The organism is Pseudomonas sp. MWU16-30323 (assembly GCF_020515595.1).
GTDB classification, from domain to species: domain Bacteria; phylum Pseudomonadota; class Gammaproteobacteria; order Pseudomonadales; family Pseudomonadaceae; genus Aquipseudomonas; species Aquipseudomonas yamanorum.
On the sequence record NZ_JAIWYM010000006.1, the window covers coordinates 192,265 to 217,173 of the forward strand.

The 24,909-nt window shown below is 61.4% G+C and carries 19 protein-coding genes; 9 read left to right on the forward strand and 10 right to left on the reverse strand.

All coding sequences use genetic code 11. The features are described 5' to 3' along the window. Positions 1 to 128: 128 nt before the first annotated feature. Positions 129 to 1,034 carry a hypothetical protein gene (locus LIY45_RS10320; RefSeq protein ID WP_003219728.1) on the forward strand — a complete coding sequence of 302 codons (906 nt, stop codon included), beginning with the start codon at positions 129 to 131 and terminating at the stop codon, positions 1,032 to 1,034. 203 nt (positions 1,035 to 1,237) lie between these two features. Here LIY45_RS10320 and LIY45_RS10325 read toward each other — a convergent pair whose 3' ends face one another. After that, entirely contained in the window at positions 1,238 to 2,353 is a 1,116-nt protein-coding gene (locus LIY45_RS10325) for a Gfo/Idh/MocA family oxidoreductase (RefSeq protein ID WP_226476232.1), read from the reverse strand. A gap of 426 nt (positions 2,354 to 2,779) precedes the next feature. Here LIY45_RS10325 and LIY45_RS10330 point away from each other — a divergent pair, with 426 nt between their 5' ends. Both LIY45_RS10330 and LIY45_RS10335 read left to right on the forward strand, forming a co-directional pair. Further along, positions 2,780 to 3,820: a YCF48-related protein gene (locus LIY45_RS10330; protein ID WP_260525294.1), complete on the forward strand. Its 1,041-nt coding sequence runs from the start codon at positions 2,780 to 2,782 to the stop codon at positions 3,818 to 3,820. Positions 3,821 to 3,835: 15 nt separating this feature from the next. Next, positions 3,836 to 6,211: an RND family transporter gene (locus LIY45_RS10335; protein ID WP_226476234.1), complete on the forward strand. Its 2,376-nt coding sequence runs from the start codon at positions 3,836 to 3,838 to the stop codon at positions 6,209 to 6,211. Between the two features lie 59 nt (positions 6,212 to 6,270). On the opposite strand, the gene LIY45_RS10340 is transcribed toward LIY45_RS10335, so the two are convergent. After that, a complete protein-coding gene (locus LIY45_RS10340) occupies positions 6,271 to 10,932 on the reverse strand; it encodes a hypothetical protein (RefSeq protein ID WP_226476235.1) in 4,662 nt (1,553 codons plus the stop codon). Between the two features lie 150 nt (positions 10,933 to 11,082). Here LIY45_RS10340 and LIY45_RS10345 point away from each other — a divergent pair, with 150 nt between their 5' ends. The 3 genes from LIY45_RS10345 to LIY45_RS10355 all read left to right on the forward strand — a co-directional run bounded on the left by LIY45_RS10345 (position 11,083) and on the right by LIY45_RS10355 (position 12,868). Beyond that, positions 11,083 to 11,370, forward strand: a complete 288-nt coding sequence (locus LIY45_RS10345; protein ID WP_226476236.1) for a DUF5629 family protein — start codon at positions 11,083 to 11,085, stop codon at positions 11,368 to 11,370. Next, on the forward strand, positions 11,357 to 12,532 hold the full coding sequence (locus LIY45_RS10350; RefSeq protein ID WP_226476237.1) for a lactonase family protein: 1,176 nt from the start codon (positions 11,357 to 11,359) through the stop codon (positions 12,530 to 12,532). The genes LIY45_RS10345 and LIY45_RS10350 overlap by 14 nt, the downstream gene beginning before the upstream one ends. Positions 12,533 to 12,688: 156 nt before the next feature. Then, positions 12,689 to 12,868 (forward strand): hypothetical protein, encoded by a 180-nt coding sequence (locus tag LIY45_RS10355; RefSeq protein ID WP_017475510.1) that lies wholly within the window; start codon positions 12,689 to 12,691, stop codon positions 12,866 to 12,868. Between the two features lie 129 nt (positions 12,869 to 12,997). Here the strand turns inward: LIY45_RS10355 and LIY45_RS10360 are convergent, their stop codons facing one another. From LIY45_RS10360 to yegQ, 4 genes are all read right to left on the reverse strand, one after another. Next, positions 12,998 to 13,597 carry a glutathione S-transferase gene (locus LIY45_RS10360; RefSeq protein ID WP_226476238.1) on the reverse strand — a complete coding sequence of 200 codons (600 nt, stop codon included), beginning with the start codon at positions 13,595 to 13,597 and terminating at the stop codon, positions 12,998 to 13,000. Beyond that, on the reverse strand, positions 13,594 to 17,232 hold the full coding sequence (locus LIY45_RS10365; RefSeq protein ID WP_226476239.1) for an AAA family ATPase: 3,639 nt from the start codon (positions 17,230 to 17,232) through the stop codon (positions 13,594 to 13,596). The genes LIY45_RS10360 and LIY45_RS10365 overlap by 4 nt, the downstream gene beginning before the upstream one ends. Continuing rightward, positions 17,229 to 18,470, reverse strand: coding sequence for an exonuclease SbcCD subunit D C-terminal domain-containing protein (locus tag LIY45_RS10370; protein ID WP_226476240.1), 1,242 nt, complete (start codon positions 18,468 to 18,470; stop codon positions 17,229 to 17,231). Before LIY45_RS10370 ends, LIY45_RS10365 begins: the two co-directional genes overlap by 4 nt. Positions 18,471 to 18,792: 322 nt before the next feature. Continuing rightward, a complete protein-coding gene (gene yegQ / locus LIY45_RS10375) occupies positions 18,793 to 20,112 on the reverse strand; it encodes a tRNA 5-hydroxyuridine modification protein YegQ (protein ID WP_226476241.1) in 1,320 nt (439 codons plus the stop codon). A gap of 149 nt (positions 20,113 to 20,261) precedes the next feature. On the opposite strand from yegQ, the gene LIY45_RS10380 reads away from it, so the two are divergent. Continuing rightward, on the forward strand, positions 20,262 to 21,323 hold the full coding sequence (locus LIY45_RS10380; protein WP_017475505.1) for an AI-2E family transporter: 1,062 nt from the start codon (positions 20,262 to 20,264) through the stop codon (positions 21,321 to 21,323). Here the strand turns inward: LIY45_RS10380 and LIY45_RS10385 are convergent. From LIY45_RS10385 to LIY45_RS10395, 3 genes are all read right to left on the reverse strand, one after another. Next, complete coding sequence (locus LIY45_RS10385) at positions 21,320 to 21,499, reverse strand: hypothetical protein (protein ID WP_017475504.1); 180 nt, start codon at positions 21,497 to 21,499, stop codon at positions 21,320 to 21,322. The genes LIY45_RS10380 and LIY45_RS10385 overlap by 4 nt on opposite strands. A 100-nt stretch (positions 21,500 to 21,599) precedes the next feature. After that, entirely contained in the window at positions 21,600 to 21,794 is a 195-nt protein-coding gene (locus LIY45_RS10390) for a hypothetical protein (protein ID WP_003211226.1), read from the reverse strand. A gap of 233 nt (positions 21,795 to 22,027) precedes the next feature. Continuing rightward, positions 22,028 to 22,381, reverse strand: a complete 354-nt coding sequence (locus tag LIY45_RS10395) for a hypothetical protein (protein WP_017475503.1) — start codon at positions 22,379 to 22,381, stop codon at positions 22,028 to 22,030. A 241-nt stretch (positions 22,382 to 22,622) separates the two neighbouring features. Between LIY45_RS10395 and LIY45_RS10400 the strand changes: the two genes are divergently transcribed. Further along, complete coding sequence (locus LIY45_RS10400) at positions 22,623 to 23,441, forward strand: shikimate 5-dehydrogenase (protein ID WP_226476242.1); 819 nt, start codon at positions 22,623 to 22,625, stop codon at positions 23,439 to 23,441. Positions 23,442 to 23,608: 167 nt separating this feature from the next. On the opposite strand, the gene LIY45_RS10405 is transcribed toward LIY45_RS10400, so the two are convergent. Continuing rightward, positions 23,609 to 24,256 carry a DUF480 domain-containing protein gene (locus LIY45_RS10405; protein ID WP_017475501.1) on the reverse strand — a complete coding sequence of 216 codons (648 nt, stop codon included), beginning with the start codon at positions 24,254 to 24,256 and terminating at the stop codon, positions 23,609 to 23,611. 126 nt (positions 24,257 to 24,382) lie between these two features. Here LIY45_RS10405 and LIY45_RS10410 point away from each other — a divergent pair, with 126 nt between their 5' ends. Beyond that, complete coding sequence (locus LIY45_RS10410; protein ID WP_088423220.1) at positions 24,383 to 24,892, forward strand: DUF1993 domain-containing protein; 510 nt, start codon at positions 24,383 to 24,385, stop codon at positions 24,890 to 24,892. The last annotated feature ends 17 nt before the right edge of the window (positions 24,893 to 24,909 follow it).

The window sequence follows — 24,909 nt, forward strand, 5'->3', positions numbered from 1 at the left end:
TAAATTAGTTCAAATTACTTAACTGATTGAAATATATGAAGTTTTAATTTCAGGGCTTCTGGCACGTCGCCTGCACTGTCCCTTTTGAGACTTGTAACACTATTTTTCATGCCTGGAGCAAAACAACAATGATCACATCCTCATCCACGCTGCAAGAGTCGAGCACGCTCTCCGGGGTTTCCTGGGGCGCGATCTTTGCCGGGGCTGCCGCCGCGGCTGCGCTGTCCTTGATTCTGGTACTGCTGGGCTTCGGCCTGGGCTTTTCGGCGGTTTCGCCTTGGGCCGACAGTGGTATCAGCGCCAAAGGGCTTGGCATTTCCACCATTGTCTGGCTGGCGGTTACGCAAATCATCGCGTCGGGGATGGGCGGTTACATCGCCGGTCGCCTGCGGGTGAAATGGGCCAATATGCACGGCGATGAGGTGTACTTCCGCGACACCGCCCATGGCTTCCTGGCCTGGGCCGTGGCGACACTGGTGACGGCGGTGCTGATCGTCGGTTCGGTCAGCAGTGTGGTCAGCGGTGGTGTGAAGGCCGGTGCCAGTGTGGCATCGGGTGCCGTCAGTGGCATGAGCCAGGTGGCTGGCGCAGCCTCCAAGGGTGAGGACTTCGGCTACTACGTCGACAGCCTGTTCCGTGATGACCGCCCGGCAGCCGTCAGCGATGACGCCGTGCACGGTGTGGTCGCCCGCATCTTCGCTCGCACCGTGAGCAACAACGGTCAGTTGGCACCTGAAGACCGTGCGTACCTTGCACAGTTGATCAGCCAGCGGACCAACCTCAGCCAGGCCGATGCCGAGGCGCGTGTTGACCAGGTCTATGGCCAGGCTCAAAAAGCGCTGGATGATGCCAAGTTGAAAGCCAAGCAGGCTGCCGACACGGCTGCAAAAGTGGCTGCCTACACCTCGCTGTGGACCTTCGTGGCGCTGTTGATCGGTGCGTTTTTCGCCAGCCTCGCTGCAACCTTTGGCGGTCGTCGCCGGGATGCCGTGGTGTACCTGGAAACCACTCCCCACACCACTTCCGTCCGTTAATTCAAGGAGAACCTCATGCGCTCATTACTGCTGTTTTTCCTCGGTGTGCCTATCCCGGTCATTATCCTGATCGCGATCTTCATGCACTGATCCTGAGGCTTGCTCGGTCCAATGTGGGAGTGGGCTTGCTCGCGAAAGCGGTGTGTCAGTCGCCAGATGTACTGGCTGACACACTGCCTTCGCGAGCAAGCCCGCTCCCACATTTAGACCTCATTCAGCCTGACCCACCGCTCCTCCTTGGCCGCCACCCGAATCGCCGTGGCCAACCGCTCAACCTCCCAAGCCGCCGCAAAATCCGTCCCGTCGCTGCCCTTGCCAGCCAACGCCATCAGCAACTCATGCACCTCCAGCGTCTTCAACTCGTTGTACCCCAACTGATGCCCCGGCGCCGGACTGAACGCCGCATACCCTGGCAACGAAGGCCCCGCCAACACCCGCTGAAACCCATCCTGCCCAACCCGAAACAGCTGCAATTCATTCAACCGTTCCTGATCAAACAACAACGTGCCCCGGGTGCCACTGATCTCAAAGCTCAGGTGATTCTTATACCCATGCTTGAGCCAACTGCTGCTCACCGTCCCCCGCGCACCATTGGCAAAGCGCAGCAACCCATGCACCTGATCATCCACCGCAATCTCCCGCAGTGTTTGACTCCCCGCCGTAGCCGGCCGCTGCCCATGCACTGTCTGCGTATCGGCGCACACACTCAGCACATCCCCCACCAAATACCGCGCCATGGACAGCAAGTGACTGCCCAAGTCCGCCAAGGCACCGCCGGCATGCCCGACCTCACAGCGCCACGACCACGGCGACGATGCATCCGCCATGAAGTCCTCGCTGAATTCCCCCTGAAAACTGATGATCTCTCCCAACTCACCGCTGCGGATCAATTGCCGAGCCAGGCCAATCATCGGATTGTGCTGATAGTTGTAACCCACCCGCGTCACCACCCCGGCCTTGCTCGCTGCATCACGCATGGCAGCCGCCTGTTCGAGGCTCACCGCCAGCGGCTTCTCGCAATACACCGCCTTGCCCGCCGCCAGCGCAGCCATGGCCATCGGGTAGTGCAAATGGTTAGGGGTCGTGATGGCGACGACATCCACCTTGGGATCGTCGATCAACTGCTGCCAGTCGCCATGGGCCTGGGCAAACCCCCAGTCTGCGGCGCAGCGTGTCGCGCGCTCGGCATCGGCATCGGCCAGGGCGGCCAGGGTGAGCTTCACCGGCAGTTCAAACACCGCCCGTGCGTTATTGAACGCCAGGGCGTGGGCACGCCCCATAAAGCCTGTGCCAATCAGGCCGATTCCGAGTTCGCGCATTGCCGGGTTCCTTCGAATTATTGTTTTGAGAAGGCTATTTATGGAATAAATATTCTCAAAACTCAATACATAGAATAAAAATTCATTTCCAAGGCCCACACCTCACCCCGTGGCGAGGGAGCTTGCTCCCGCTGGGCTGCGCAGCGGCCCCAAAAAGCCTGGGAGCGCTGCGCACTCCAGCGGGAGCAAGCGCCCTCGCCACAACAGCCCCCCACGATCACCGCTGCTGATAGCGCTACATTCAGCACCGGCTCAAACCCCCTCCAGTTAACAAAACATAACGTAGCGCCGATTGTCAGACGATTCCAAAGCCCGCTAGGATGGCCCAGCTTGCCCAAGGCGCTCTAGATTGCAGGTTTCAGGGCTCCCCACGGCAAGACGACCTAACAATAATAAATGGGAGAAAGGTCTATGAGTGAGCCTGTCATGGGTGTGGTGTTTTTCCGCCCGAAGGCCACGCGCAGGGTCGCATTGCTGGCCACAGCGCTCTCGTTGCTGGGGGTTGTCGCGTTGTCGACACCGGCCCACGCCGCCACTGAAACCACCGCCGCCGCGGTGTTTGCCATTGATTCCCCCAAGGCTGCCAAAAGCCTGATGATTGACGTGGTGCACGCAGGCAAACGCCTGGTCGCGGTCGGTGATCGCGGGCACATCCTCTATTCCGACGACCAGGGCGCCACCTGGACTCAAGCCAAAGTCCCCACCCGGCAACTGCTGACCGCCGTATTTTTCGCCGACGAGCAACACGGCTGGGCGGTGGGCCATGACGCACAGATCCTCGCCACCACCGATGGCGGCGTGACCTGGATTCAACAATTCCAGGACCTCAAGCGCGAAGCGCCGCTGCTCGACGTCTGGTTCAAAGACGCCAGCAACGGCTTTGCGGTGGGTGCCTACGGTGCGCTGATCGAAACCACCGACGGCGGCAAGACCTGGGATGACGTCAGCGACCGCCTCGACAACGAAGACCAATTCCACCTCAACGCCATCGCCCAGGTGAAAGACGCCGGGCTGTTTATCGTCGGTGAGCAGGGCAGCATGTTCCGCTCCCATGACGAAGGGCAAACCTGGGAAAAACTCGAAGGCCCCTACGAGGGCTCGCTGTTCGGCGTGATCGGCACCGCCCAGGCGCAGACCCTGTTGGCGTATGGCCTGCGCGGCAACCTGTTTCGCTCCACGGATTTTGGCAGCACCTGGGAGCCGGTGGAGCTGAACGCCACTCGTGGTGCGCTGGAGTTCGGTTTGTCGGGGGCGACCCTGCTGGACGACGGTTCCATCGTGGTGGTGGGCAATGGTGGCAGCGTGGTGGTCAGCCACGACGACGGCCTGACCTTCAGCGTATTCAATCGTCCGGACCGCATTTCGCTGTCGGCGGTCACGGCGGCGGGCAACGGCAACTTGATTCTGGCGGGGCAGGGCGGCGTTCGCGTGGCCAGTCCAACCGGCGCCGATCCGACAAAACAATAAGAAGGCGGGGACACCATGAGCAGTCATCACAACGACAAGGCCACGTTTCTCGAGCGCCTGATTTTCAATAACCGCCCGGCAGTGATCACGATCTGCCTGCTGGTGAGTATTTTCCTGTTCTGGCAGGCGACGTTGATTCGCCCGTCCACCAGCTTCGAAAAAATGATCCCCCTCAAGCACCCCTTCATCGAGAAGATGATGGAGCACCGCAACGACCTGGCGAACCTGGGCAACACGGTGCGCATCTCGGTGGAAGCCAAGGACGGTGACATCTTCACGAAGGAGTACATGGAGACCCTGCGCCAGATCAACGACGAGGTGTTCTACATCTCCGGCGTCGACCGCTCCGGGCTCAAGTCCCTGTGGAGCCCCAGCGTGCGCTGGACCGAAGTCACCGAGGAAGGTTTTGCCGGCGGTGAGGTGATCCCGCAGAGCTACAACGGCTCACCGGAAAGCCTCGATCAGTTGCGCAACAACGTGCTCAAGTCCGGGCAAGTCGGGCGGCTGGTGGCCAACGATTTCAAGTCGAGCATCGTCGACATTCCGCTGCTGGAGTCCTACCCGGCCCCCCAAGACCAGGGCAAGTTGCTGGCCCTGGACTATCGCAAGTTCTCCCATGAACTCGAAGACAAGATCCGCGACAAGTTCGAAGCCCAGAACCCCAACGTCAAGATCCACATCGTCGGGTTTGCCAAGAAGGTCGGCGACCTGATCGACGGCCTGGTGATGGTGGTGATGTTCTTCGGTATCGCCTTCGTCATCACCCTGGTGCTGCTGCTGTGGTTCACCCACTGCCTGCGCAGTACCGTCGCGGTGTTGAGCACCACGCTGGTGGCGGTTATCTGGCAGCTTGGGTTGATGCATGCCCTGGGTTTCGGGCTCGATCCCTACTCGATGCTGGTGCCGTTCCTGATCTTCGCCATCGGTATTTCCCACGGCGTGCAGAAGATCAACGGGATCGCCCTGCAATCCAGTGACGCCGACAATGCCCTGACCGCCGCCCGGCGCACCTTCCGCCAGTTGTTCCTGCCGGGAATGATCGCGATCCTTGCCGACGCCGTCGGCTTTATCACCCTGCTGATCATCGACATCGGCGTGATCCGCGAACTGGCCATTGGCGCCTCGGTGGGTGTGGCGGTGATCGTGTTCACCAACCTGATCCTGCTGCCGGTGGCGATCTCCTACGTCGGCATCAGTAAACGGGCCATCGAGCGCAGCAAGAAAGATGCACACCGCGAACACCCGTTCTGGCGCCTGCTGTCGAAATTCGCCAGCCCCAACGTCGCGCCGGTGTCGATTGCGTTGGCATTGGTCGCCTTCGGTGGCGGCCTCTGGTACAGCCAGAACCTGAAGATCGGCGACCTCGACCAGGGCGCACCGGAGCTGCGCCCGGACTCGCGCTACAACAAGGACAACAACTTCATCATCAACAACTACTCCACCAGCTCCGACGTGCTGGTGGTAATGGTCAAGACGCCGCCGGAAGGCTGCTCGCGTTATGAAGCCATGGCGCCCATCGACCAGTTGATGTGGAAGATGCAGAACACCGAGGGCGTGCAGTCGGCCATCTCGCTGGTGACCGTGTCCAAGCAGATGATCAAGGGCATGAACGAGGGCAACCTGAAATGGGAAACCCTGTCCCGTAACCCTGACGTGCTGAACAACTCCATCGCCCGTGCCGATGGCCTGTACAACAACAATTGCTCCCTGGCGCCGGTGCTGGTGTTCCTCAACGACCACAAGGCCGAAACCCTCGACCGCGCGGTGCATGCGGTGCAGGACTTCGCCAAGGAGAACAACAAGGACGGCCTGGAATTCATCCTCGCCGCCGGTAACGCCGGGATCGAAGCCGCCACCAACGAGGTGATCAAGGAGTCCGAGCTGACCATCCTGATCCTGGTGTACCTGTGCGTGGCCACCATGTGCATGATCACCTTCCGCTCCTGGGCGGCGACCCTGTGCATCGTGCTGCCGCTGGTGCTGACCTCAGTGCTGGGCAACGCGCTGATGGCGTTCATGGGCATCGGCGTCAAGGTCGCGACCTTGCCGGTGGTGGCCCTGGGCGTGGGGATTGGCGTGGACTACGGCATCTACATCTACAGCCGCCTGGAGAGTTTCCTGCGGGCCGGTTTGCCGTTGCAGGAAGCCTATTACCAGACGCTGAAATCCACCGGTAAAGCCGTGCTGTTCACCGGCCTGTGCCTGGCCATCGGCGTGGCCACGTGGATTTTCTCGGCGATCAAGTTCCAGGCCGACATGGGCCTGATGCTGACCTTCATGCTGTTGTGGAACATGTTCGGCGCGCTGTGGCTGCTGCCGGCGCTGGCACGCTTCCTGATCAAGCCCGAGAAGCTGGCGGGGCAGAAGGGCAATTCGTTGTTTGCTCACTAAGCCTGCAGGCGTTACGGGGCGGGCAAGGAACCGCAGCCCTGGGGCTGCGGTGTTTACCTTCAGGGTGCCAGGGGCAGGAAATGCCTTTCGGCCAAGGCCTTGCCGATCAGCCCACGATGCACGTTGACGATGCTTTGGGGGTCATGGGCATTGCTCAGCAGCGACTGGTAGCTTTGCTTGCGTTGTGCCCGGGTCTTGAGATGGGCCGCGCTGTAGTTCTGCTTGGGGGTCGTGGCGCTGGGGTAATGAAAGTGCGCGTACCACAGCGGAAAACCTCGCTTGTCGTTGATGGCGTACTCCTGGATAAAGTCCCATTGTTCGCCACGCATCTGCAGGCGTGCGCCAAGGCTGGCGATCTGCACCTGGTCTTCCTGCAGCAGGTATTCCAGGTTGCCGTGGGTGGGAGGCAACTGCAGGCTGGCGCGGATTCGCAGGTCCTTGCCCCGTGTGTTCAGCTGCAGGGCCGCAAAGCGCAGGCTCTCCAGCTGCGTACGTTCAGCGTCGGTACGTTTGCCCTCGGCGTGCTCCAGTTCGTCGGCAACAGCGAGCAGGCGATTGGCCTCGTGCTGGAGCACTTCTTCCAGCTCCTGGGGATGTCGCGTGACAGTCAGGTAGCTGTTTGCCCGATTCAGGTGATCGTCGAGCCCCTTGAGCAGTTGATTGGCTTCAACCCGGATGTCGAACAGCGAGCGTTTTGGCAGCGGTGTGGCGGCGGCCGGTACGACCCGAATCTCGTCCCAGACGTCTTCATGCTGGGAGTAGCTGGAAAGCAGTTGGCCAGTGTCCTCGGTGCGCACTTCTACCACGTCGACCGGCAGTGAGGTGCCGGCCGGCTTGAGTTCGCCGATCATCATGCCCTTGCGGGTCTTGATCACCTTTTTCATCGGCCGGCCCACTGTAACCATTGGGCGCTTCGGTGGACGCCTGCGGGGCTGCGGGTCGGGCTTGACCTCGATGGCCAATTGGCGCGCCGCGTCCTGGTACAGCTCTTCCACCAGTTTGAGCAATTGGTTGAAGTAGGGTGTGAAAAGCTCATCGGCGTTGACAATGCCAATACCTTTCAACGCATCCAATGCCTTTCCATAGTGCTCTACCAGACTGCCCAGGACTTCCAGGCGTTCGTCAGGCGGCAGGTCCAGGGCGTTGAGTTCACTGTGGGTGCGCACGTGCAATTGCAGGGTATCAAACACGCTGTCCAGCGCCTCGCTCGGACCTGGCTCGAACTCCTTGAGACTTGGGAATTTCAGGCTGCGCAGTTGCAGGTTTTTCACCGCGAGGGCGCTGTATTCCGTTGTCGGGCGATTGGCCGTCAGCCGGGTATAGGTTTCAGCCCCGGCTTCGCCCATGTTGAACAGCGCATCCAGGTACTGGTCCTTGAGCTCAAGCCAGCGGATTTGCCGCGCGTTGATCTCGATAAGCTGTTCGATGAAGCGCAGATACTCTCGCTGGTGGGTGATGACCGCGAGGGTCAGGCGAGGGCCCTGGACGGTGAAGGCCACGTTGGCACTGTAGAGCTCAGCGCGGTCGTCACCAGCGAATACCACGCTTTTGCGGGCATTGTTGATTGTGTTCTCCATCAGCCGGACCACGGTCTGGGGCGACAGCGCAATCATCAGTTGCTCACGCTCCTGGCGGGTGGCGAGGATTTTTTCATACTCGGCCACTTGCTGTTGCAACGCGGTGTCGAAGCGTCGGCGGCGGCTGATGCGTTCCTGGGCGGTTTCATTCGGATCGTTCTGGGCCTGAATCCACAGGTTTTCCGCCAGGTCGACACGCCGCTGTTCCGTCGCCTGCTGCCCCAGGTAGCGGTTGTATTCTGCCTGCAGCTCCTGCTTTCTCTGGGTCTTGCGTTGGCGCTCGGCGGCGAGTTTCTTGCCCAGCATGCCCCCGCGCAGGCGCAGCCTGAGATCCAGTACCCAACGCTCATGGTCGAGCCGCAGGTAGGGGCCGTAATTGCGGATATCGGCCGGGTCGACAATGACTCGGCCATCCGGCTCGTGGCTCACCTTGAACAGGTCCCCGTCAATCAGCGCGTGGAGGGTTCCCTCGATAAGGTACAGGCCCTTGTCGGGGCCGCTGGCAATGGGCGCAGGCAGCGTAGCGGGCGGTGTCACCTTGAGACGCGCCAGGCGCTCACGCTGAATGGACGTCAACTGATTGCGTGGGTTGGCAAAGCTGAAATCCAGCGGGGCATGGCTTGCGCCTGGCCAGTGCCCATACAGGGCCACGGTGCCTTCCTCGACGCTGGGCGGAACGCTGACTGGCCAGTTTTGCCGGCGCGGTATGGGCGGTTTCAAGGCCTGTTCCAGGCGTTCACGGGGGACCGCGGGTTGAGCGATAGCCGGGGCGGGCGCCAGGTGCAGTAACAGCATGCCCAGGTTGAGCAAGGTGTCCACCGCCGCCAGTTCGCGGGTCACCGGGTCGGGGTTGTTCAGCGCCGGGATATCCTGACTGGCGCTGGTCATCAACGCCAGCAACCAGCCGGTGAGCATCGCGGGGCCGCGCAGCCAGGGCAACAACAGGCTGTTGAACAGCAGGCCGCCGCCTTCCAGCAACACCGCCCAGCGGCTTTCACTGTTGGAGACGGAGTCGCGGTCGGCCTGTACCACCAGGGCACGCACGTAGCTACCATACAGGTATTGATAAAGGCGGCCGTTCAGCAGGCATTGCAGCAATTCATCACTGGCGCCATCAGTGGCGAGGCTGGCCGGACGCGGAATGTTTGGGGCCGTGAATTCGTCACCCTGGCCGAAGCGTACGTAGTGGGGTTCCTGGAAGCCCCCGTTGTCGTACACCGTGCGTGCGCTGTCGGGCAGCCAGGTCAGGACACTGGTTTGCAGCTCGCCGGTCTTGGCGATGGCGTCGAGCAGGGCCTGGCGGGTGGCGAACTCCATCAGTGAGTCGGCGTACAGCGGGCGATAGAGCAGGTGCGGGCCCACCTCGATGTTCTGGGCTTCGATGATGAACATGTTGTTGACCCCATCGGCGGCGGCCTCGGGTTTGCGCAGCAGGGCTAATGAGCGGATCACCACGGGCTCGCCGTCGACCCTGCGTTCGTCGGCGCTGGTTTGCAGCAGTGCCGCGACCATTTGCGCACCCTTTTTACTCAGGACGTGGGGCGGCTTGAGCGCGAGTTCCAGGGCCTGCAATGGCAACTGCGCGGCGAGTTGATCGGCAAACCAGGTTTCCCGCTGACTCACTTGCGGGGTATCCCCCAGCAGCAGGTTTTTCAACAGCGCCGGGTAGGTCTTGCCGATGTCTACGTGCCCGATCAACCGGTTGATGTAGTCGGCTGTCAACCACACGGGCAACGTCTTGCCATGGCGATGACGCAGGGTTGCCTGGCCGCGGGGCTTGCCGGCGAGGTTCTTGAGGGCCAGTTCGGTCAAGGTCAGGGTGCGGTGTTCAATGATGCCAGCACCGTCGGGGTAGCCGGCGGCGACGGCAAAGCTCAATTCCAGGTCGTCGGGTTTGAAGTGGTCGGCCTGGGACTGATCGGCGGCGACTTTGCCCAGGGTGAGTTCGTCGCGTTTCATCTGTTGCCACAGTGCGTCGACGGTAAAGCTGCGGATATCGCTGATGTCACTGAGAAACGTGCGGCCGGCGCTGCGTTTTTTGGCGCTGGCCAATTGCAGGCAATACTGGCGGTAGCGCATTTGGTCGGCGCCGCTGGCCTGGCTCAGCCAGTCGGGAAGGCGCGGCTTGAGTGACGCGAGGATGGCAGGCGGCGCTTGCAGTGAGTCGAGAAAAAATAGGCCGGGGTCGGTGAGCTGCCGATAAACCTCATTCAGGGTTGCCAATGGCTGGCGGGCAGGTAATTGCAGGGCACCGAGATTTTCCAGTTGCTGGTTGAGGATCAGCGCCGCCTGAGTGTCGAACAGGTTGCCATCGGGTTCGTAGCGCTGGCTGGTGATGGTGTCTGCGTTGAAGCGTGCGGCGATGCGCCGGCCCCAGGTTTGGGCAAAGGTGTCCAGCGAGCGCACGCGCTCGATGCTACCGTCGGGTTTGCACAGCAGTCCCAGGGTTCGCCCGCCCACCACGCGCACCAACAACAGCTCCGGGCCAAGCAGGTTGGCGGTGCGGCCCTGGCCGGTGAGCGTGGTTTGCAGGCAGTAGGCATAGACGGCGCTTTCGCCATAACGATGGAGGCGGTTATCACGGTCGGGAACCTGAATCAGTTGATCGATGCTGTCGCGCTCCAGGGCATCCAGTTGCGGATGACGCAAGGCGCTGGTGCGCAGGGTGTCGAGCAGCAGGTCGGCCAACCAGCGCCAGCGGTTGACGCCGTTCTCGGTGGTTGCCTGCCAGTAGTCGGTCAGGGCGTCCTGCAAGCCCATGGGCAAGGCCCAGGGCAGTTCCCGGATCAGCCCGGCGATGACGCTCATTTCCAGCTGTTCCGGGGCCGAGATGGGCAGTTTGAGCTGGGTGGGCGGCTGATCGGCAAGAAAGCACGACTGCCCGGCGACGTCATCGAAGTTGGGCGCGATGCCGGTGGCCAGGTATTCCAGCACATGTTCCATCAACGGGCGCAGGGTCCAACTACCATCGATTTGCGGGCTGCCCAGTCGGGTACGCAGCAGATCAATGACCAGTGTCGGGTAGCGCTCTTTGATGGCATCGCCGAGCAGTTGCCGGGCGACCGTTTCCAGGCTTGGTCGGCTGATGAACTGCAGGCTGACGGCATGGGCCGGGCTGGTGGGTGAGTAATAAGGTACAGGCATGAAAAATCCTTTTCTGGGCCATGGTAGGAAATCCCATTAACCGCCAACCCCTGTGCCTGCGGGTGATATCGGGATACTGCCTGCCGCCGATTTAGGCTCGTGTGGCAAACTGGCCTATCATTAGCCCTTTGAACTGACTGAACGACGGCCATGACCCAGACTCTACTGACGACCCTCTCCACCAGCGACATGCTGGAAATCGACGGGTTGCACGCTTTTGATTTCACGCTTGATGACCAGCAGTTGCTGATCAAGAGCATGGATGGTCGTGCTGAAAAACGTTGGCGTTTCACGTTGGCGCAAGTCACAGCGGCGACCTTCGATGAAACCTTGCAGAGCTGGACCCTTACCGGTGACTCGGGCGAGCACCGCCTGACCTGTTTCCAGGCGTTCACCGGCAACAATAATGACGAGGATGAAGCGGATGATGATGCGTAAATTCTGGCCCCTGCTGATGGCCGGCAGCGTAGGCGCGATGTCGGTCCAGGCCGCGTCGGTGGACACTTATGAATTGCTCGTCGGCAGCTACACCGCCGGCACCAGTGAAGGTATCTACCGCTTGCAGTTCGACAGCCGTACCGGGCAGTTCAACGGCCAGCCGGTGCTCGCCGCCAAGGCCGCCAACCCGTCGTGGCTGACCCTGTCCAAGGACCAGAAGCACCTGTTTGTGGTCAATGAAAACGGCCCGGGGCAAAAAGACCCGGTGGGGCGCGTCAGCAGCTACAGCATCGACCCGAAAAACCATCAACTGACCCTGATCAACCAGGTACAGAGCCTGGGCAACGAACCGACCCATTCCAGCCTGGCCAGTGACGGTCGCTACCTGTTCGTGGCGAACTATTCCGTACTGGAAGACCCGGGCGGCAGCCTCGCGGTGTTGCCGGTAGACGCCGAAGGCAAGCTGTCGCCGCCGGTGCAGTTGAGTGGGCACCCGGCCAGCCGGGTCAACCCGGAGCGCCAGGCATCCAACCATGTGCATTCGGTGGTGTCTTCGCCGGACGGCCAATACGTGTTTGTCCAGGACCTGGGGGCGGACAAGATCTTTGCCTACCACTACGATCCCAAGGCCAACCACGAACTGCCGCTGACCCCGGCCGATCCTGCGTTTGTGCAATTGCCACCGGGCAGCGGCCCACGGCACTTGCTGTTCACCGCAGACGGCAAGCACGCCTGGCTGACCACTGAGATGAGCGCGCAAGTGGCGGTGTTCGACTACAACGCTGGCAAGCTGACCCAGAAGCAACTGGTCAACTTTGCGGACGGCCAGCCGGTGTCCGACAAGGCCGGCGCCGCGCTGCATGCCTCAAGCGATGGCAAGTTCCTCTACGTCAGCAACCGTGGCACCGCCAACCAGATGCTGGTGTTTGCCATCGACCCGGCCACTGCGCAGTTGAAAGAGATCCAGCGCCGCTCGGTGGAAGGTGACCATCCCCGGGAATTCGCCCTGGACCCCAGCGGCAAGTTCCTGCTGATCGCCAACCAGAAGAGCAACGAGATTGTGGTCGTCGAGCGCGACCCCAAGACCGGTCTTTTGGGCAAAACCGTGCAGAAACTGGCGATTGATGCGCCCAGCGACCTCAAGTTCTTGCCGCGACAATAAGCCACAGGCCCCGCCGTGCGGGGCCTGACTGGTTGTATTAATCGTATTAATAGCGGCTAGTGTTTCAATGAATTTCTAAGGCTAACCCCTCGGGCGTAAGTTGGGTTCCAAGGCCAACACAGGCCACTCAGCCAACCGAACACAAGGGTTACCGACATGAACTTCAATCTCTTCTCGATCATCGCCGCTTCCGCTGTTTCCGCCACCGTTGCATTGCCAGCTGCAGCCAGCGTTGAAATCAGCAGCAAAAAAACCAGCACCAGCGCCTACACCCAGAAGTACCTGCAACAAAGCGCCAACTTCTACGCAGCCCTGGACCACAAAATCCAGAACTGAGCGTTAGTTTCATCAAACGCTGAAGCTCAAATGTGGGAGCTGGCTTGCCTGCGATAGCGGTTTATCAGTAACAGATTGGTCGCCTGATGCACCGCTATCGCAGGCAAGCCAGCTCCCACATTAATTGTGTTAAGCCTGGGGTTTTGCCATTACGGCGACAAACAACGGCGACTCGAGAAAGCGCTGCAGCCAAGCTCGCAACCGCGGGTACGGCGCCTGGTCAAACCACTCCCGATCCACATGGGCAAACTGCCGCACAAACGGCGCCAGTGCCACATCCGCCAGGCTCAAGTGTCCGGCCAGCAAATACTCGCGCTCCGCCAGCAACCCCTCCAGCTTCGACAAAAACACCTCACCCTCGGCCCGATAGTGCTCCATCGGCTGCTCCGGATAACGCTCGGCATACTTGTATCGATTCAATTGATGTTTGAAGCCCTGATCATTCTCTTCAATCAGCGCCTGCGTCGCCCCATCATCCCCAAGCAACCACCCCTCAGGATCATGCTGCGCCAGCGCCCAACGCATGATCGCCAGGCTTTCATCGATCACCCGGCCATCCACGCTCAGCACCGGCACCGTGCCCTTGGGTGACAGCGCCAGCATTTCAGCCGGCTTGGCCTTGAGGCTGACCTCGATGATCTGCACCGCCACCCCCGAATACCGCAAGGCCATCCGCGCCCGCATCGCATACGGGCAGCGGCGGAACGAATACAACACCCCCTCGCTCACTTGACCTCCAGGGTGCTCAAGCCATTGCCCTGGCGCTTGACTTGAATCTGCACCGGAATCCGCTCGTGCATTTCCTGCACATGGGAAATTACCGCCACCTTGCGACCCTGGGCCTGCAAGCCGTCGAGGGCGTCCATCGCCAGTTGCAGCGACTCGGGATCAAGGCTGCCAAAGCCTTCATCGATAAACAGCGACTCAATCTTCAACGTACTCGACGCCATCGACGCCAGGCCCAAGGCCAGCGCCAGCGACACGAGGAAGGTCTCGCCCCCCGACAGCGAATGCACCGAGCGCAGTTCGTCGCCCATCTCTGTGTCGAGCACCAGCAGGCCGAGCATGCTGCCGCCGCGTTTGAGGCGGTAGCGACGCACCAGTTGGCGCAGCTGCACGTTGGCGTGGTGCACCAGCAGGTCGAGGTTGTAGGCCTGGGCGATCTTGCGGAAGGTATCGCCGGTGGCCGAACCGATCAGCGCATTCAGGCGTGCCCAGCGTTGCCATTCCTCGTAAGCCTTGGCGATCTCGGCCGCCAAGGCCTGGTTGGCATCCTGGCGGCGCTGGTCGTCGGCCTGTTGGGCGCGCAGTTCGGCGCAGTGTTTTTCGCCAATGACCAGCGCGGCATTGAGTTCGGCCAGGGCGCTGTCCAATTGCTCCGCGTCGAGGTTGCCGTTGTGCAGCGCCTGGTGATCCTTGAGCCGCTGTTCGCGTTCCTGCAGCAACACCTTGGCTTGTTCGACGGCTTTTTCGCTGTGTTGCAGTTGCTGGCGTAACTCGGCCACCTGCGGTTCATCGAAGGCCACCAAGCGGGCCAGGCCTTCGTCATCGAGTTCCGGGTGCAGGGCGCGCCAGTCGCTCAGGCGCGTAGTGAGGGCCGCGTGTTCGGTTTCCAGGGACTGTTGGCGCTCTTGCAGCGACTTGAGGTCGGCGGCCAGTTGGATCAACTGGTTGCGGGTGTCCTGCAACTGCTGGTTGGCCTCGGACTCATGTTGGCGCGCCTGCTCGACGGCCTGGTCCAGCTGTTGTTGCCAGTGTTCGGCGCTGGGGTTTTCGCCCAGCAGGCCGGCGAGTTTTTCCTTGGCGGCGTGTTGCAGGGCGCTTTGTTCGGCGAGCTGTTTTTGCAAGGTCTCCAACTGTTGCTGGCGATGTTGCTGGCGGTCCTGTTCTTTCTCGATGGCCTGCTGGCGCTGCAGCTGCTCGGCCAATTCTTCCTTTTGGTTATCGAGCTGTTCCAGGCGCTGGCTGACCTGCTGATCGAGCAACATGAAGGTCGCCGCCGGCTCGCTGCGCAGGCCGTCCAGGGTCTCGCTCGGTAACAGGCTGGCGAAGGCGTTGAGTTCTTCGTCCAGGCGTTCGCGGTCGTTGGACAGTTCCCGTTGCTGGTCGATCAGCAATTGGCGCGCCTGTTGGCTGGCGTCCTGAGCGGCTTGCAGCTGTTGCTGCATACGGCCGGCGTTTTGTTGCAGGTTGAGCAGGGCGCCCTGGCGTTGTTCATCCTGGGTGAGGCTTTGGCTGAGCTGGCTCAGTTGCTGGGCAAGCCAGGCATCGCGTTTTGCCGCGTCCTGGTTGAACAGCGAGGTAGACAGCGGGTGGGCTTCAAGGCTCGGCACCAGGGCCTGCAACTGGCTCGCGAGCTGCTCCTGCTGTTGCAGAAATTCCTTTTGCTGGGCGATCAGGCCGCCCACTTCGCCGCGTAGCTCGGTGAGTTTCTCCTTGAGCACATCCACGGCTTGCTGCGCGTTGGCTTCTTCGCTTTCGTCGTGCCGGGTCAGGCTTTGCAGTATCGCTTCGGGCTGGTGATACGGGTGCTCGACACTGCCACATACCGGGCACGGTTGGTCATCCTGAAGCTGGCCGCGCAATTCCTCGACACTGGCACTGCGGGCCAGGCGCTGACGTTCCAGCAATTGCTTGGTGACGGTCAGGGTCTGTTCGGCGACGGCCAGCTCGGCCTTGGCTTGCAGGCCGCTCTGGTTCAACCGTTCACGTTGTTGCTGGGCGAGGGTCTGCTTTTGCGTCAGGGCCTGGCTCTGGCTGTCCAGTTGCTGATGGCTGTCCCACAGCCGCGCCAGGTCTTCAAACGCGCGATGTTGCTTGCGGTTGTCCTGGAGCAGGCTGCCCAACAGCTGGATCTGCTCGGCCACCGCATGGGGTTCGGCGCCGGCTTCGTGGTACAGCAGGTCCAGGGCTTCGCGTTGCTCGGTCCACTTTTCGCCGAGGCGGGTGGCGCGTTCTTCCAACTGCGGCAGTTCAGCCTGGCCTTTATTGAGGCGATTGCCGATCAGCATCAGCTGTTGCAAGCGGTCGCGATAGGCGTTCCATGCATCACTCAAGGGGGCGAGTGCGGCACTGCGCTCAAGTTCTGCGGCCAGCCGATGCAGGCGCTCGGCGACGAGTTTTTGCTTGTCGAGCAAGCCGGTCAACGCCGCCTGGCCTTCCACGCAGGCGGCTTCGCCCAGCTGTTTTTCTTCGCTGCGCCTGGCCAGTTCGCGGGTCAAGTGGGCGAGGGTGGTTTGTTCCTCAAAAGCCTGGCGCAGCAGCGGCACCGCATCGGCTTGTTGTTTCAGGGCCAGGGCGAGGGCGGCGTGCACGTCAGCCTGCTGCTGTTGCAGTTGGGTCTGGCGGGTGTGCAGTGCGGCTTGTTGCTCAAGGTGCTGCTGGATCTGCGCAGCGAGGGGCTGCAATTGCGTGGTCAGTTCAGCCTGGCGGGCGAAGTGATGACGTTGTGGCGCCAGTTGTTCCAGACGGCTGAGGTCCAGGCGTTGCGGGCCCAGGCTTTCCCAGTGTTGCTGGGCCTGGTGCAGTTGCTCGACCGCACCTTGTTGGCGTTCCTGCCATTCCCGCAGTTCCTTGAGCCAGGTGTGCTGCAGCTCAAGCTGCTTGAGCTGCGCCTGCTGGGTCTTGAGCTGCTGCTGGGCGGCGGCCAGTTGTGCGTCCAGCTCGGCGCGGGCTTCAGGGGCCAACGGGGTAACGCCGGTGGCCTGGTCTTGCAGGTGTTTGTGGGCGTCCCGGGCGTCCTTGGCCTTGTCGAAGGCGCGGCGACCGAGTTGGGTGTAGAGCGCGGTGTCGGTGAGCTTTTCCAGCAGTTCGCTGCGCTCATTGTCGTTGGCCTTGAGGAAGGCGCTGAATTCACTTTGCGCGAGCAACACGGCGCGGGTGAACTGTTCGAAGTTCAGGCCCAGGGCCAGTTCCAATTGGGTCTTGTATTCGGTTTTCTGGCTGGCCAGCAGTTGCTCGCTGTCCAGGTCGATCAAGCTTTGCCGGCTGGCTTGCAGCTTGCCGCTGGCCTTGTCCCGGGCGCGGTTGGCTTCCCAACGGGCGCGGTAGCGACGCCCGCTGACCCCGACAAAATCCACCTCGGCATAACCACCTCCGGTGCCCCGGCGAATCAGGGTGCGCGGGTCACCGATGGAAATATCGGTGTCGGCATCCGGCATCTTCGCCTGGCCGGTATCCCCCAGGCGTGGCACGGCGCCAAACAGCGCCAGGCACAGTGCATCAAGCAAGGTACTTTTACCGGCACCCGTGGGCCCGGTTATCGCGAACAGCCCGGCACTGGCCAGGGGCTCGGCGGTAAAGTCGATTTCAAACGGCCCGGCCAGGGAGGCGAGGTTTTTCAGGCGAATCGCGAGGATCTTCATGGCTGTTCGCCCTCCTGTTGCACTTCCTGGAGCAGCACGGCGAAGTCCTTCAGGGTCTGTTCATCCACTTCACTGCCGTAGCTTTCCTGCCAAGCGCGGCTGAACAATTCCTGGGGCGTGAGCTGGTCGAGCTCGATCAGGCGGTCTTCCTGACTGTCTTCGCGGTTGCCACTGCCCGCATATTCAGCCGCAATGCGCACCAGGCGCACGGCTTTGCCTTGCAGGGCGTTTTCCACTTGCTGGCGCAGGTCGGGTTGCGGCTCGTCGAGGCGCACCCGCACTTCCAGCCAGGGTTGGCGTTGGGTTTCCGCCAGCAGGTCGATGTCGGGCAACTCGGCCAGTTGCTTGAGGATATCGGCCAGGGGCGCGGCTTCCAGGCGTTGCAGGTTGACCGAGCGCGGGATCAGGCGGGATTCGACGCTGACCAGGGTTTCGCCGTCCAGTTGCACGTCGAGGATCTGGTGCTGGTAGCCGATTTCCGAAAATGACAGTGGAATGGGTGAGCCGCAGTAGCGAATGCGCTCCTCGCCATTCACTCGCTGGGGTTTGTGCAAATGGCCGAGGGCCACGTAGCTGACGCTGGCATCAAACAGGCTGGCGGGCAGCGCCTCGGCATTGCCGATGATCAGGCTGCGCTCGGAGTCTTCCGACACCGAACCGCCGGCCATGTGCGCATGGCTGATGGCAACCAGCGCCTGGCCCGGCTGGCGCTTGGCGTTGGCGGCGGCGATGAGCCATTCATGAACCTGGCCGATGCCCCGCAGGTAATCGTCCCCCAACTGCGCACCGGTCACTTCGGCCGGGCGCAGGAAGGGCAGGGCCAGGCACCAGCCGGCGATTTCACCGTCGGCACCGGGCAATGGAATCAGCAGGCGTTCGACGTCCAGTTGCCCGTCATCCAGCCACAGCACTCGGCCCAGGGCGTGGGTGCGCAGGCGGCGCATCAACGGCGCCGGCAGTTCGATGCGCGAGCCGGAGTCGTGGTTGCCGGCGATCATCACGATGGTCAGCGCAGGGTTTTGCTCGTGGGCGCTGATGATGAAGTCATACAGCCGCTCCTGGGCCTTGAGCGGCGGGTTGACGGTGTCGAAAATATCGCCGGCGATCAGCAGCACATCCGGGCGATGCAGGCCCAACTGGCCCAGCAGCCAGTCGAGGAAGCAGGCGTGTTCGAAGTCGCGTTCCTGGCCGTGCAGGTTTTGCCCAAGGTGCCAGTCGGAGGTGTGAAACAGACGCAAGGCGATCTCCGTAAAAAAGAGGGTGACCGCTCAAGACAGGGTGGCGGTACGCAGAGCCGCCAATTCTACTGTGCTAATGCACCTATTGCGCGTACGCCCTGCTTTTTGTGGCGAGGGAGCCTGCTGTGGCGAGGGAGCTTGCTGTGGCGAGGGAGCTTGCTCCCGCTGGGCTGCGAAGCGGCCCCAAAACAGGCCAATGCGCTTCTTCCTGGAAATCCGCATCAGCCGGATAAGGGCCGCTTCGCGCCCCAGCGGGAGCAAGCTCCCTCGCCACAGCAAGCTCCTTTCACCACAGCAATCTCCCTAGAGGTGTCTGGCGAAGTTAAACGTCGCGCATCAATAGTCCGAATCGCAGGTCCATGTCCGTCGGGATCGGCAGATACACGGTATGGCCGTCCCCCGGCGCCACCTCGATGGCCTCGCCCTTGGCGTTGTGCAGCGTGGCCAGGTCGAAGTGGAAATTCCCCGCCGGGGTCATCAGTTCCAGGTGATTGCCCACGGCAAACCGGTTCTTTACTTTGACCTCGGCCAACTCGCCGCGCCGTTCGCCGGTCAGCTCGCCGACGAACTGCTGGCGTTCGGAAACCGAGCTGCCGTTCTGGTAGTTCTGGTATTCATCGTGCACGTGCCGGCGCAGGAAACCTTCGGTGTAGCCACGCTGGGCCAGGGATTCGAGGTTGGTCATCAAGCCTCGGTCAAAGTCGCGCCCGGCCACCGCGTCATCTATCGCCTGGCGATACACCTGGGTGGTGCGGGCGCAGTAGAAGTGGGATTTGGTGCGGCCTTCGATCTTCAGCGAGTGCACGCCCATGCGTGTCAGCCGTTCGACATGCTGCACCGCTCGCAGGTCCTTGGCGTTCATGATGTAGGTGCCGTGCTCGTCTTCGAAGGCGGGCATCTGTTCGTCGGGGCGGTTGGCTTCCTGCAACAGGAACATCTGGTCGGTGGGCGCGCCGAGGCCCAGGGTCGGCTCGGGCGCGTACTGCTGCACGATGTCGCCGACGGCGTTTTCCACCGCCGGCGTCGCCTGGTATTTCCAGCGGCAGGCATTGGTGCAGGTACCCTGGTTGGCATCGCGCTTGTTCATGTAGCCCGACAGCAGGCAGCGCCCGGAATAGGCCATGCACAGCGCGCCGTGCACAAACACTTCCAGCTCCATGGCGGGGACGTGCTGGCGGATTTCCTCGATCTCTTCCAGCGACAGCTCCCGGGACAGGATGATCCGGCAGATGCCTTGGGCCTGCCAGAACTCGACGCTGGCCCAGTTCACCGTATTGGCCTGCACCGACAGGTGGATCGGCATGTGCGGGAAGTGCCGGCGTACCAGCATGATCAGGCCCGGGTCGGACATGATCAGCGCATCCGGGCCCATGGCGATCACCGGGGCGAGGTCCTTGAGGAAGGTTTTCAGCTTGGCGTTGTGGGGCGCGATATTGACCACCACGTAGAACCGCTTGCCCTGGGCCTGGGCTTCCTGGATGCCGAGGGCGAGGTTGGCGTGGTCGAACTCGTTATTGCGCACCCGCAGGCTGTAGCGCGGTTGCCCGGCGTAGACGGCATCGGCGCCGTAGGCAAAGGCATAACGCATGTTTTTCAGGGTGCCGGCGGGGGCGAGCAGTTCGGGGGCGATAACGGGAGGCATGGGTTCGGGTCGCAAAAGGGCGGCAGGGTAGCCGGGGCGAGCGTGGGGTTTATTGATCCAGGTCTAATAAGTAGGGCACTCGCGGGATTTGCAGCGGACTAAACATCAAGGCGCACATGAGCGTCTGGTGTTTTAGACATGGATCGGACATGAACCAAACCAACTTGCAATTCAAAACCCTGCTGCTACTGCTCGCCCTGGTGACCATTGCGTTTATCTGGATTTTGCTGCCGTTCTACGGCGCGGTGTTCTGGGCGGTGATCCTGGGGATCATCTTTGCGCCCATGCAACGGCGCTTCCAGCAACGTTTTGGCTGGAACCGCAACTTCACCTCCCTGGCCACCCTGACGGTGTGCCTGGTGATCGCGATTTTGCCGGTGATCATCACCAGTGCCTTGCTGGTGCAGGAGGGCGCGACGCTTTACAAGAACGTCGAGAGCGGCAAGCTCGACGTTGCCGGTTATATCGAGCAGTTCAAGAATTTCCTGCCGCCGTATTTCCAGCATCTGCTGGACCGCTTCGGCATGGGTAACCTGGAAGGCCTGCGGGAGAAGATCGTCAAGAGCGCGATGCAGGGCAGCCAGTTTTTTGCGACTCAGGCGTTCAGCTTCGGCCAGGGCACGTTTGATTTCCTGGTGAGCTTTTTCATCATGCTGTATTTGCTGTACTTCCTGCTGCGCGACGGCCCGGAGCTGGTACGCAAGGTGCGCACCGCCGTGCCGCTGGCCGAACCGCAGAAGCGTCGCCTGCAACTGAAGTTCAACCGGGTGGTGCGGGCCACCGTGAAAGGCAACGTGCTGGTGGCGGTCACGCAAGGGGCGTTGGGTGGTTTGATCTTCTGGTTTCTGGACATTCCCAGCGCGTTGCTCTGGGCGGTGTTGATGGCGTTTCTGTCGTTGCTGCCGGCAGTGGGTGCGGGGATTGTGTGGGGGCCGGTGGCGGCGTATTTCCTGCTCAGCGGGTCGACCTGGCAAGGCGTGGTGCTGGGGCTGTTCGGGGTGTTTGTGATCGGGCTGGTGGACAATGTGCTGAGGCCCATCCTGGTAGGCAAGGACACCCGTATGCCGGATTACCTGATCCTTATCTCAACCTTGGGCGGCCTGTCGATCTTTGGCCTGAACGGGTTTGTCATCGGTCCGTTGATTGCTGCGTTGTTCATGTCCAGTTGGGCGCTGTTTGTCGAAACCAAACCGCGGGTTCAATTGCCTTAGGCATGAAAACAATGGGCCATCCTGACCGACAGGGCCTGGGCGGCTGGCAACGAGGTGAGTGGGCCGCTGATGGGCTCGCCATCGCGTACCAGGTACCAGCAGGCGAGCAAACCCAGCTCCCGCAGAGGGGCGGGAACGGCACTGCCGATGACGGACATGATTTGAATAGTGGGCATGATGACCTCCAAGGCGCTATGGAGGTGACATTACGGTGTGCAGGCCTCAAGTGAAAATTAACCCGCTCGATAGTCGACATCACTGTGATCGAGCGATCAGTCAGTCGACAACCTGGTCGAGCATGTGCACCACTTCCTGCTCACTGAGCAGGCCCTTGCGCACCAGGTTTTCCGTCAGCAAGGACAGGAACTTGGCGTTGCGATGGCCTTCCAGCGCCTTCAGTTCGGTCAGTACGCTATAGACCTTGCTTGACGTGCAGAGGCCGGCGGTGCGATGGGGGTTTTGCGTGGGCATGGTCAATCGTCCTTGTTGTTATTGACTGGACAGTACTGATAGTGGAGGCCTTTTAAGACACAAACATGACAGCGCAGACCCGGTTCGGGCAAGCGTCAATTGAGATCAATGATGTGGGATTTGGCCACAGCCATTGTCCTTATAACGACCTTGGCGAGATTTATTCAGACCTGCAGGCCAAAAAAAGGGCCCCGCTTTTAGGGCGGAGCCTGTTCAGGTGTGTCAGTTCATACTTACCAACCGCGACCATAATAGCCGTGTGGAGGGCCGTAGTAGCCGCGCGGTGGGCCGTAATAGACCGGTGCCGGGCGGTAATAAACCCGTTGCTGCACATACACCGGCGGTGGCGGTGCGTAATAGACCGGCGGCGGAGCGGCATACACCGGCTGCGGCTGGACATACACCGGCTGTTGCACGTAGACCGGTTGCTGCTGGCTGGCAACGATCGAGCCGCCTACCACTGCACCGACAACGGCACCCAGTGCAAGCGGAGCACCCCAACCACCACCGTGGGCGGAGGCTTGTCCTGCTATAGCGAGTGCGCCGATAAGCAAGGCGATCTTGGGGAGTTTACGAATCATGGTCATTCCTCGGTTAGCCCCAGCGCTCATGGTCTGCAATCAATAGACTCAAGGATTGTCGCGGGGATACTTTTAAGACAGCGTATTTCTAAAAAACAGCACGGCCTGTAGGTAAAGGTTGTGTAAGGTCTGTATCGGTTGGCTTACACAAGCGGCCGGGCACAGTGCGTATGATCCACGACAACCCGCCGGCGCGGGTATTCCGTCTATCCGAAACCGCCTCTGGAAGGGCTTCAAGGAGTTACCGATGCAGATGAACCCCAACAAGGACACCCAACTGTGCATGTCACTGTCGGCGCGCCCCGGGAACTTTGGCCTGCGTTTTCATAACCACCTGTACGAGCAGTTGGGGCTGAATTTCTACTACAAGGCCTTCAGCAGCCAGGACTTGCCAGGCGCCGTGGGTGGCATTCGTGCGTTGGGCATTCGTGGGTGTGGCGTGTCGATGCCGTTCAAGGAGGCGTGTATTGCCCTGGTGGACGAACTGGATGATTCGGCGCGGGCCATTGCGTCCATCAATACCATCGTCAACACCCATGGGCATTTGAAGGCTTACAACACCGACTACATTGCCATCGAGCAACTGCTGAAGAAGCATGAAGTGCCCCAGGACTCGACCTTCGCCCTGCGCGGCAGCGGCGGCATGGCCAAGGCAGTGGCCAGCGCGTTGCGCGATGGCGGTTACGCCAAGGGCGTGATTGTGGCGCGCAATGAAGCGGCGGGCCGGGCACTGGCCCAGAGCCTGGGCTATGAGTGGCAGGCGCAGTTGGGTGCCTTGCGCCCGCAGATGCTGGTCAACGTGACGCCGATTGGCATGACCGGAGGGGCGGAAGCGGATCAGTTGGCGTTTGAGGCTGATGCCATTGATGCGGCCGAGACCGTATTCGATGTGGTGGCGATTCCCTCGGAAACGCCGCTGATCCTGCGTGGCCGCGCCCAGGGCAAACGCGTGATCACCGGTTTGGAAGTGATCGCCATCCAGGCCTTGGAGCAATTTGTGCTGTACACCGGCGTACGGCCGACGGATGAACAGTTTCAGGCGGCGGTGGCGTTTGCCCGAAGCTGAGCATCACCGCTGACTGTGTGACGAGGGAGCTTGCTGTGGCGAGGGAGCTTGCTCCCGCTGGAGTGCGTAGCGCTCCCATTTTCTTGGGGCTGCTGCGCAACCCAGCGGGAGCAAGCTCCCTCGCCACAGCAAGCTCGCTCCCCACAAAAGCTCACTCCCCACAAACATTACTCGAGCCGGGAAAGGCGCTCTTCCAGCGCCGCAATCCGCGCTTCCAGCTCTTCGATACGCTCCAGCGAAACGCCACTTCCCGCCCCACGCTCCACCGGATTGCCACGCGCCGCCAGGATCGCCTCGATATCCGCCGGGTCGCCCAGGGCATGCATATACCGATCTTCCCGCTGCCCCGACTGACGCGGCACCAACAACGCCAGTCCGCGAGCGATCAGGCGCTCCAGTTGATGAACCACTTGCTCGGTGTCTTCAAATTCGTGCATGCGCCCGCTGCGGGTCAGCAGTTCGTTGACCGTCTGCGGCCCCCGCAGGAACAGCAAGCCACTGAGAATCACCTGGGCCGGCACCAGTTCCAGGGCCTTGTCCACCCGATGCTCCCAGCGGTCGGCGCGGCTGCCCATCACCAGCCGGGTAAACCCGCGACCTTCCAGGGCCCGCAGGCTCTGGCCGACCTGGCCCTGGCTGAGGTTCATCACAGGTTCGCGACTGGTTTTCTGGTTGCAGGCGATCACCAGCGCGTTAAGGGTCAACGGATACGTTTCGGGGCTGGTGGCCTGCTTTTCGATCAGGCAGCCCAGGATGCGGATTTCCGTGCTGTTCAGGCGCGGCTCTTCGGAAGTGGTGTCGTGCTCGGTGGTCATCGCGCTTTCCCTAATGCAGTGAGCCCACTAGCCTAATCCTGAAAAAATAAAAGACAAGCGGCGCCGGCGGCCGGCATGTCTATAATCGCGGCTGTTTCAAACCCTGCCACAACTGTCGAGACTGTCATGACTATTTCCCTGTACGCCGCTTCCCTCCCGGTCTTCAAGCAAATGCTCAACGCCCTGAGCGATGTGCTGAACAAGGCCGAAGCCCACGCTACCGCCAAGAACATCGACCCGAACGCCTTCCTGCAAGCACGCCTGTACCCGGACATGTTCCCGCTGGTGCGCCAGGTGCAGATCGCTGTCGACTTCGCCAAAGGCGTTTCTGCCCGCCTGGCTGAAATCGAAGTTCCGAAATACGACGATACAGAAGTCACCTTCGCCGACCTGCAAGCGCTGATCGCCAAGGTCCTGGCGTTTATTGACACCATCACCCCGGCCCAGGTCGACGGCAAAGAAGGCATCGAAATCGTCACCCGTCCAGGCACTCCAAAAGAGAAGCGCTTCAGCGGCCAGTCGTACCTGCTGAGCTACGGCCTGCCGCAGTTCTTCTTCCACGTCACCACCGCTTACGCCTTGCTGCGTCACAACGGTGTGGAAGTGGGCAAGCGCGACTACATGGGCGCGTTCTAAGCCTTAAGGCGTAAAAA

Excerpts from the sequence above, each read along its gene's own strand:
- LIY45_RS10320 (WP_003219728.1), top strand. The coding sequence starts at position 129 with ATGATCACATCCTCATCCACGCTGCAAGAGTCGAGCACGCTCTCCGGG.
- LIY45_RS10325 (WP_226476232.1), bottom strand. The coding sequence starts at position 2,353 with ATGCGCGAACTCGGAATCGGCCTGATTGGCACAGGCTTTATGGGGCGT.
- LIY45_RS10330 (WP_260525294.1), top strand. The coding sequence starts at position 2,780 with ATGGGTGTGGTGTTTTTCCGCCCGAAGGCCACGCGCAGGGTCGCATTG.
- LIY45_RS10335 (WP_226476234.1), top strand. The coding sequence starts at position 3,836 with ATGAGCAGTCATCACAACGACAAGGCCACGTTTCTCGAGCGCCTGATT.
- LIY45_RS10340 (WP_226476235.1), bottom strand. The coding sequence starts at position 10,932 with ATGCCTGTACCTTATTACTCACCCACCAGCCCGGCCCATGCCGTCAGC.
- LIY45_RS10345 (WP_226476236.1), top strand. The coding sequence starts at position 11,083 with ATGACCCAGACTCTACTGACGACCCTCTCCACCAGCGACATGCTGGAA.
- LIY45_RS10350 (WP_226476237.1), top strand. The coding sequence starts at position 11,357 with ATGATGATGCGTAAATTCTGGCCCCTGCTGATGGCCGGCAGCGTAGGC.
- LIY45_RS10355 (WP_017475510.1), top strand. The coding sequence starts at position 12,689 with ATGAACTTCAATCTCTTCTCGATCATCGCCGCTTCCGCTGTTTCCGCC.
- LIY45_RS10365 (WP_226476239.1), bottom strand. The coding sequence starts at position 17,232 with ATGAAGATCCTCGCGATTCGCCTGAAAAACCTCGCCTCCCTGGCCGGG.
- yegQ (WP_226476241.1), bottom strand. The coding sequence starts at position 20,112 with ATGCCTCCCGTTATCGCCCCCGAACTGCTCGCCCCCGCCGGCACCCTG.
- LIY45_RS10380 (WP_017475505.1), top strand. The coding sequence starts at position 20,262 with ATGAACCAAACCAACTTGCAATTCAAAACCCTGCTGCTACTGCTCGCC.
- LIY45_RS10385 (WP_017475504.1), bottom strand. The coding sequence starts at position 21,499 with ATGCCCACTATTCAAATCATGTCCGTCATCGGCAGTGCCGTTCCCGCC.
- LIY45_RS10390 (WP_003211226.1), bottom strand. The coding sequence starts at position 21,794 with ATGCCCACGCAAAACCCCCATCGCACCGCCGGCCTCTGCACGTCAAGC.
- LIY45_RS10395 (WP_017475503.1), bottom strand. The coding sequence starts at position 22,381 with ATGACCATGATTCGTAAACTCCCCAAGATCGCCTTGCTTATCGGCGCA.
- LIY45_RS10400 (WP_226476242.1), top strand. The coding sequence starts at position 22,623 with ATGCAGATGAACCCCAACAAGGACACCCAACTGTGCATGTCACTGTCG.
- LIY45_RS10405 (WP_017475501.1), bottom strand. The coding sequence starts at position 24,256 with ATGACCACCGAGCACGACACCACTTCCGAAGAGCCGCGCCTGAACAGC.
- LIY45_RS10410 (WP_088423220.1), top strand. The coding sequence starts at position 24,383 with ATGACTATTTCCCTGTACGCCGCTTCCCTCCCGGTCTTCAAGCAAATG.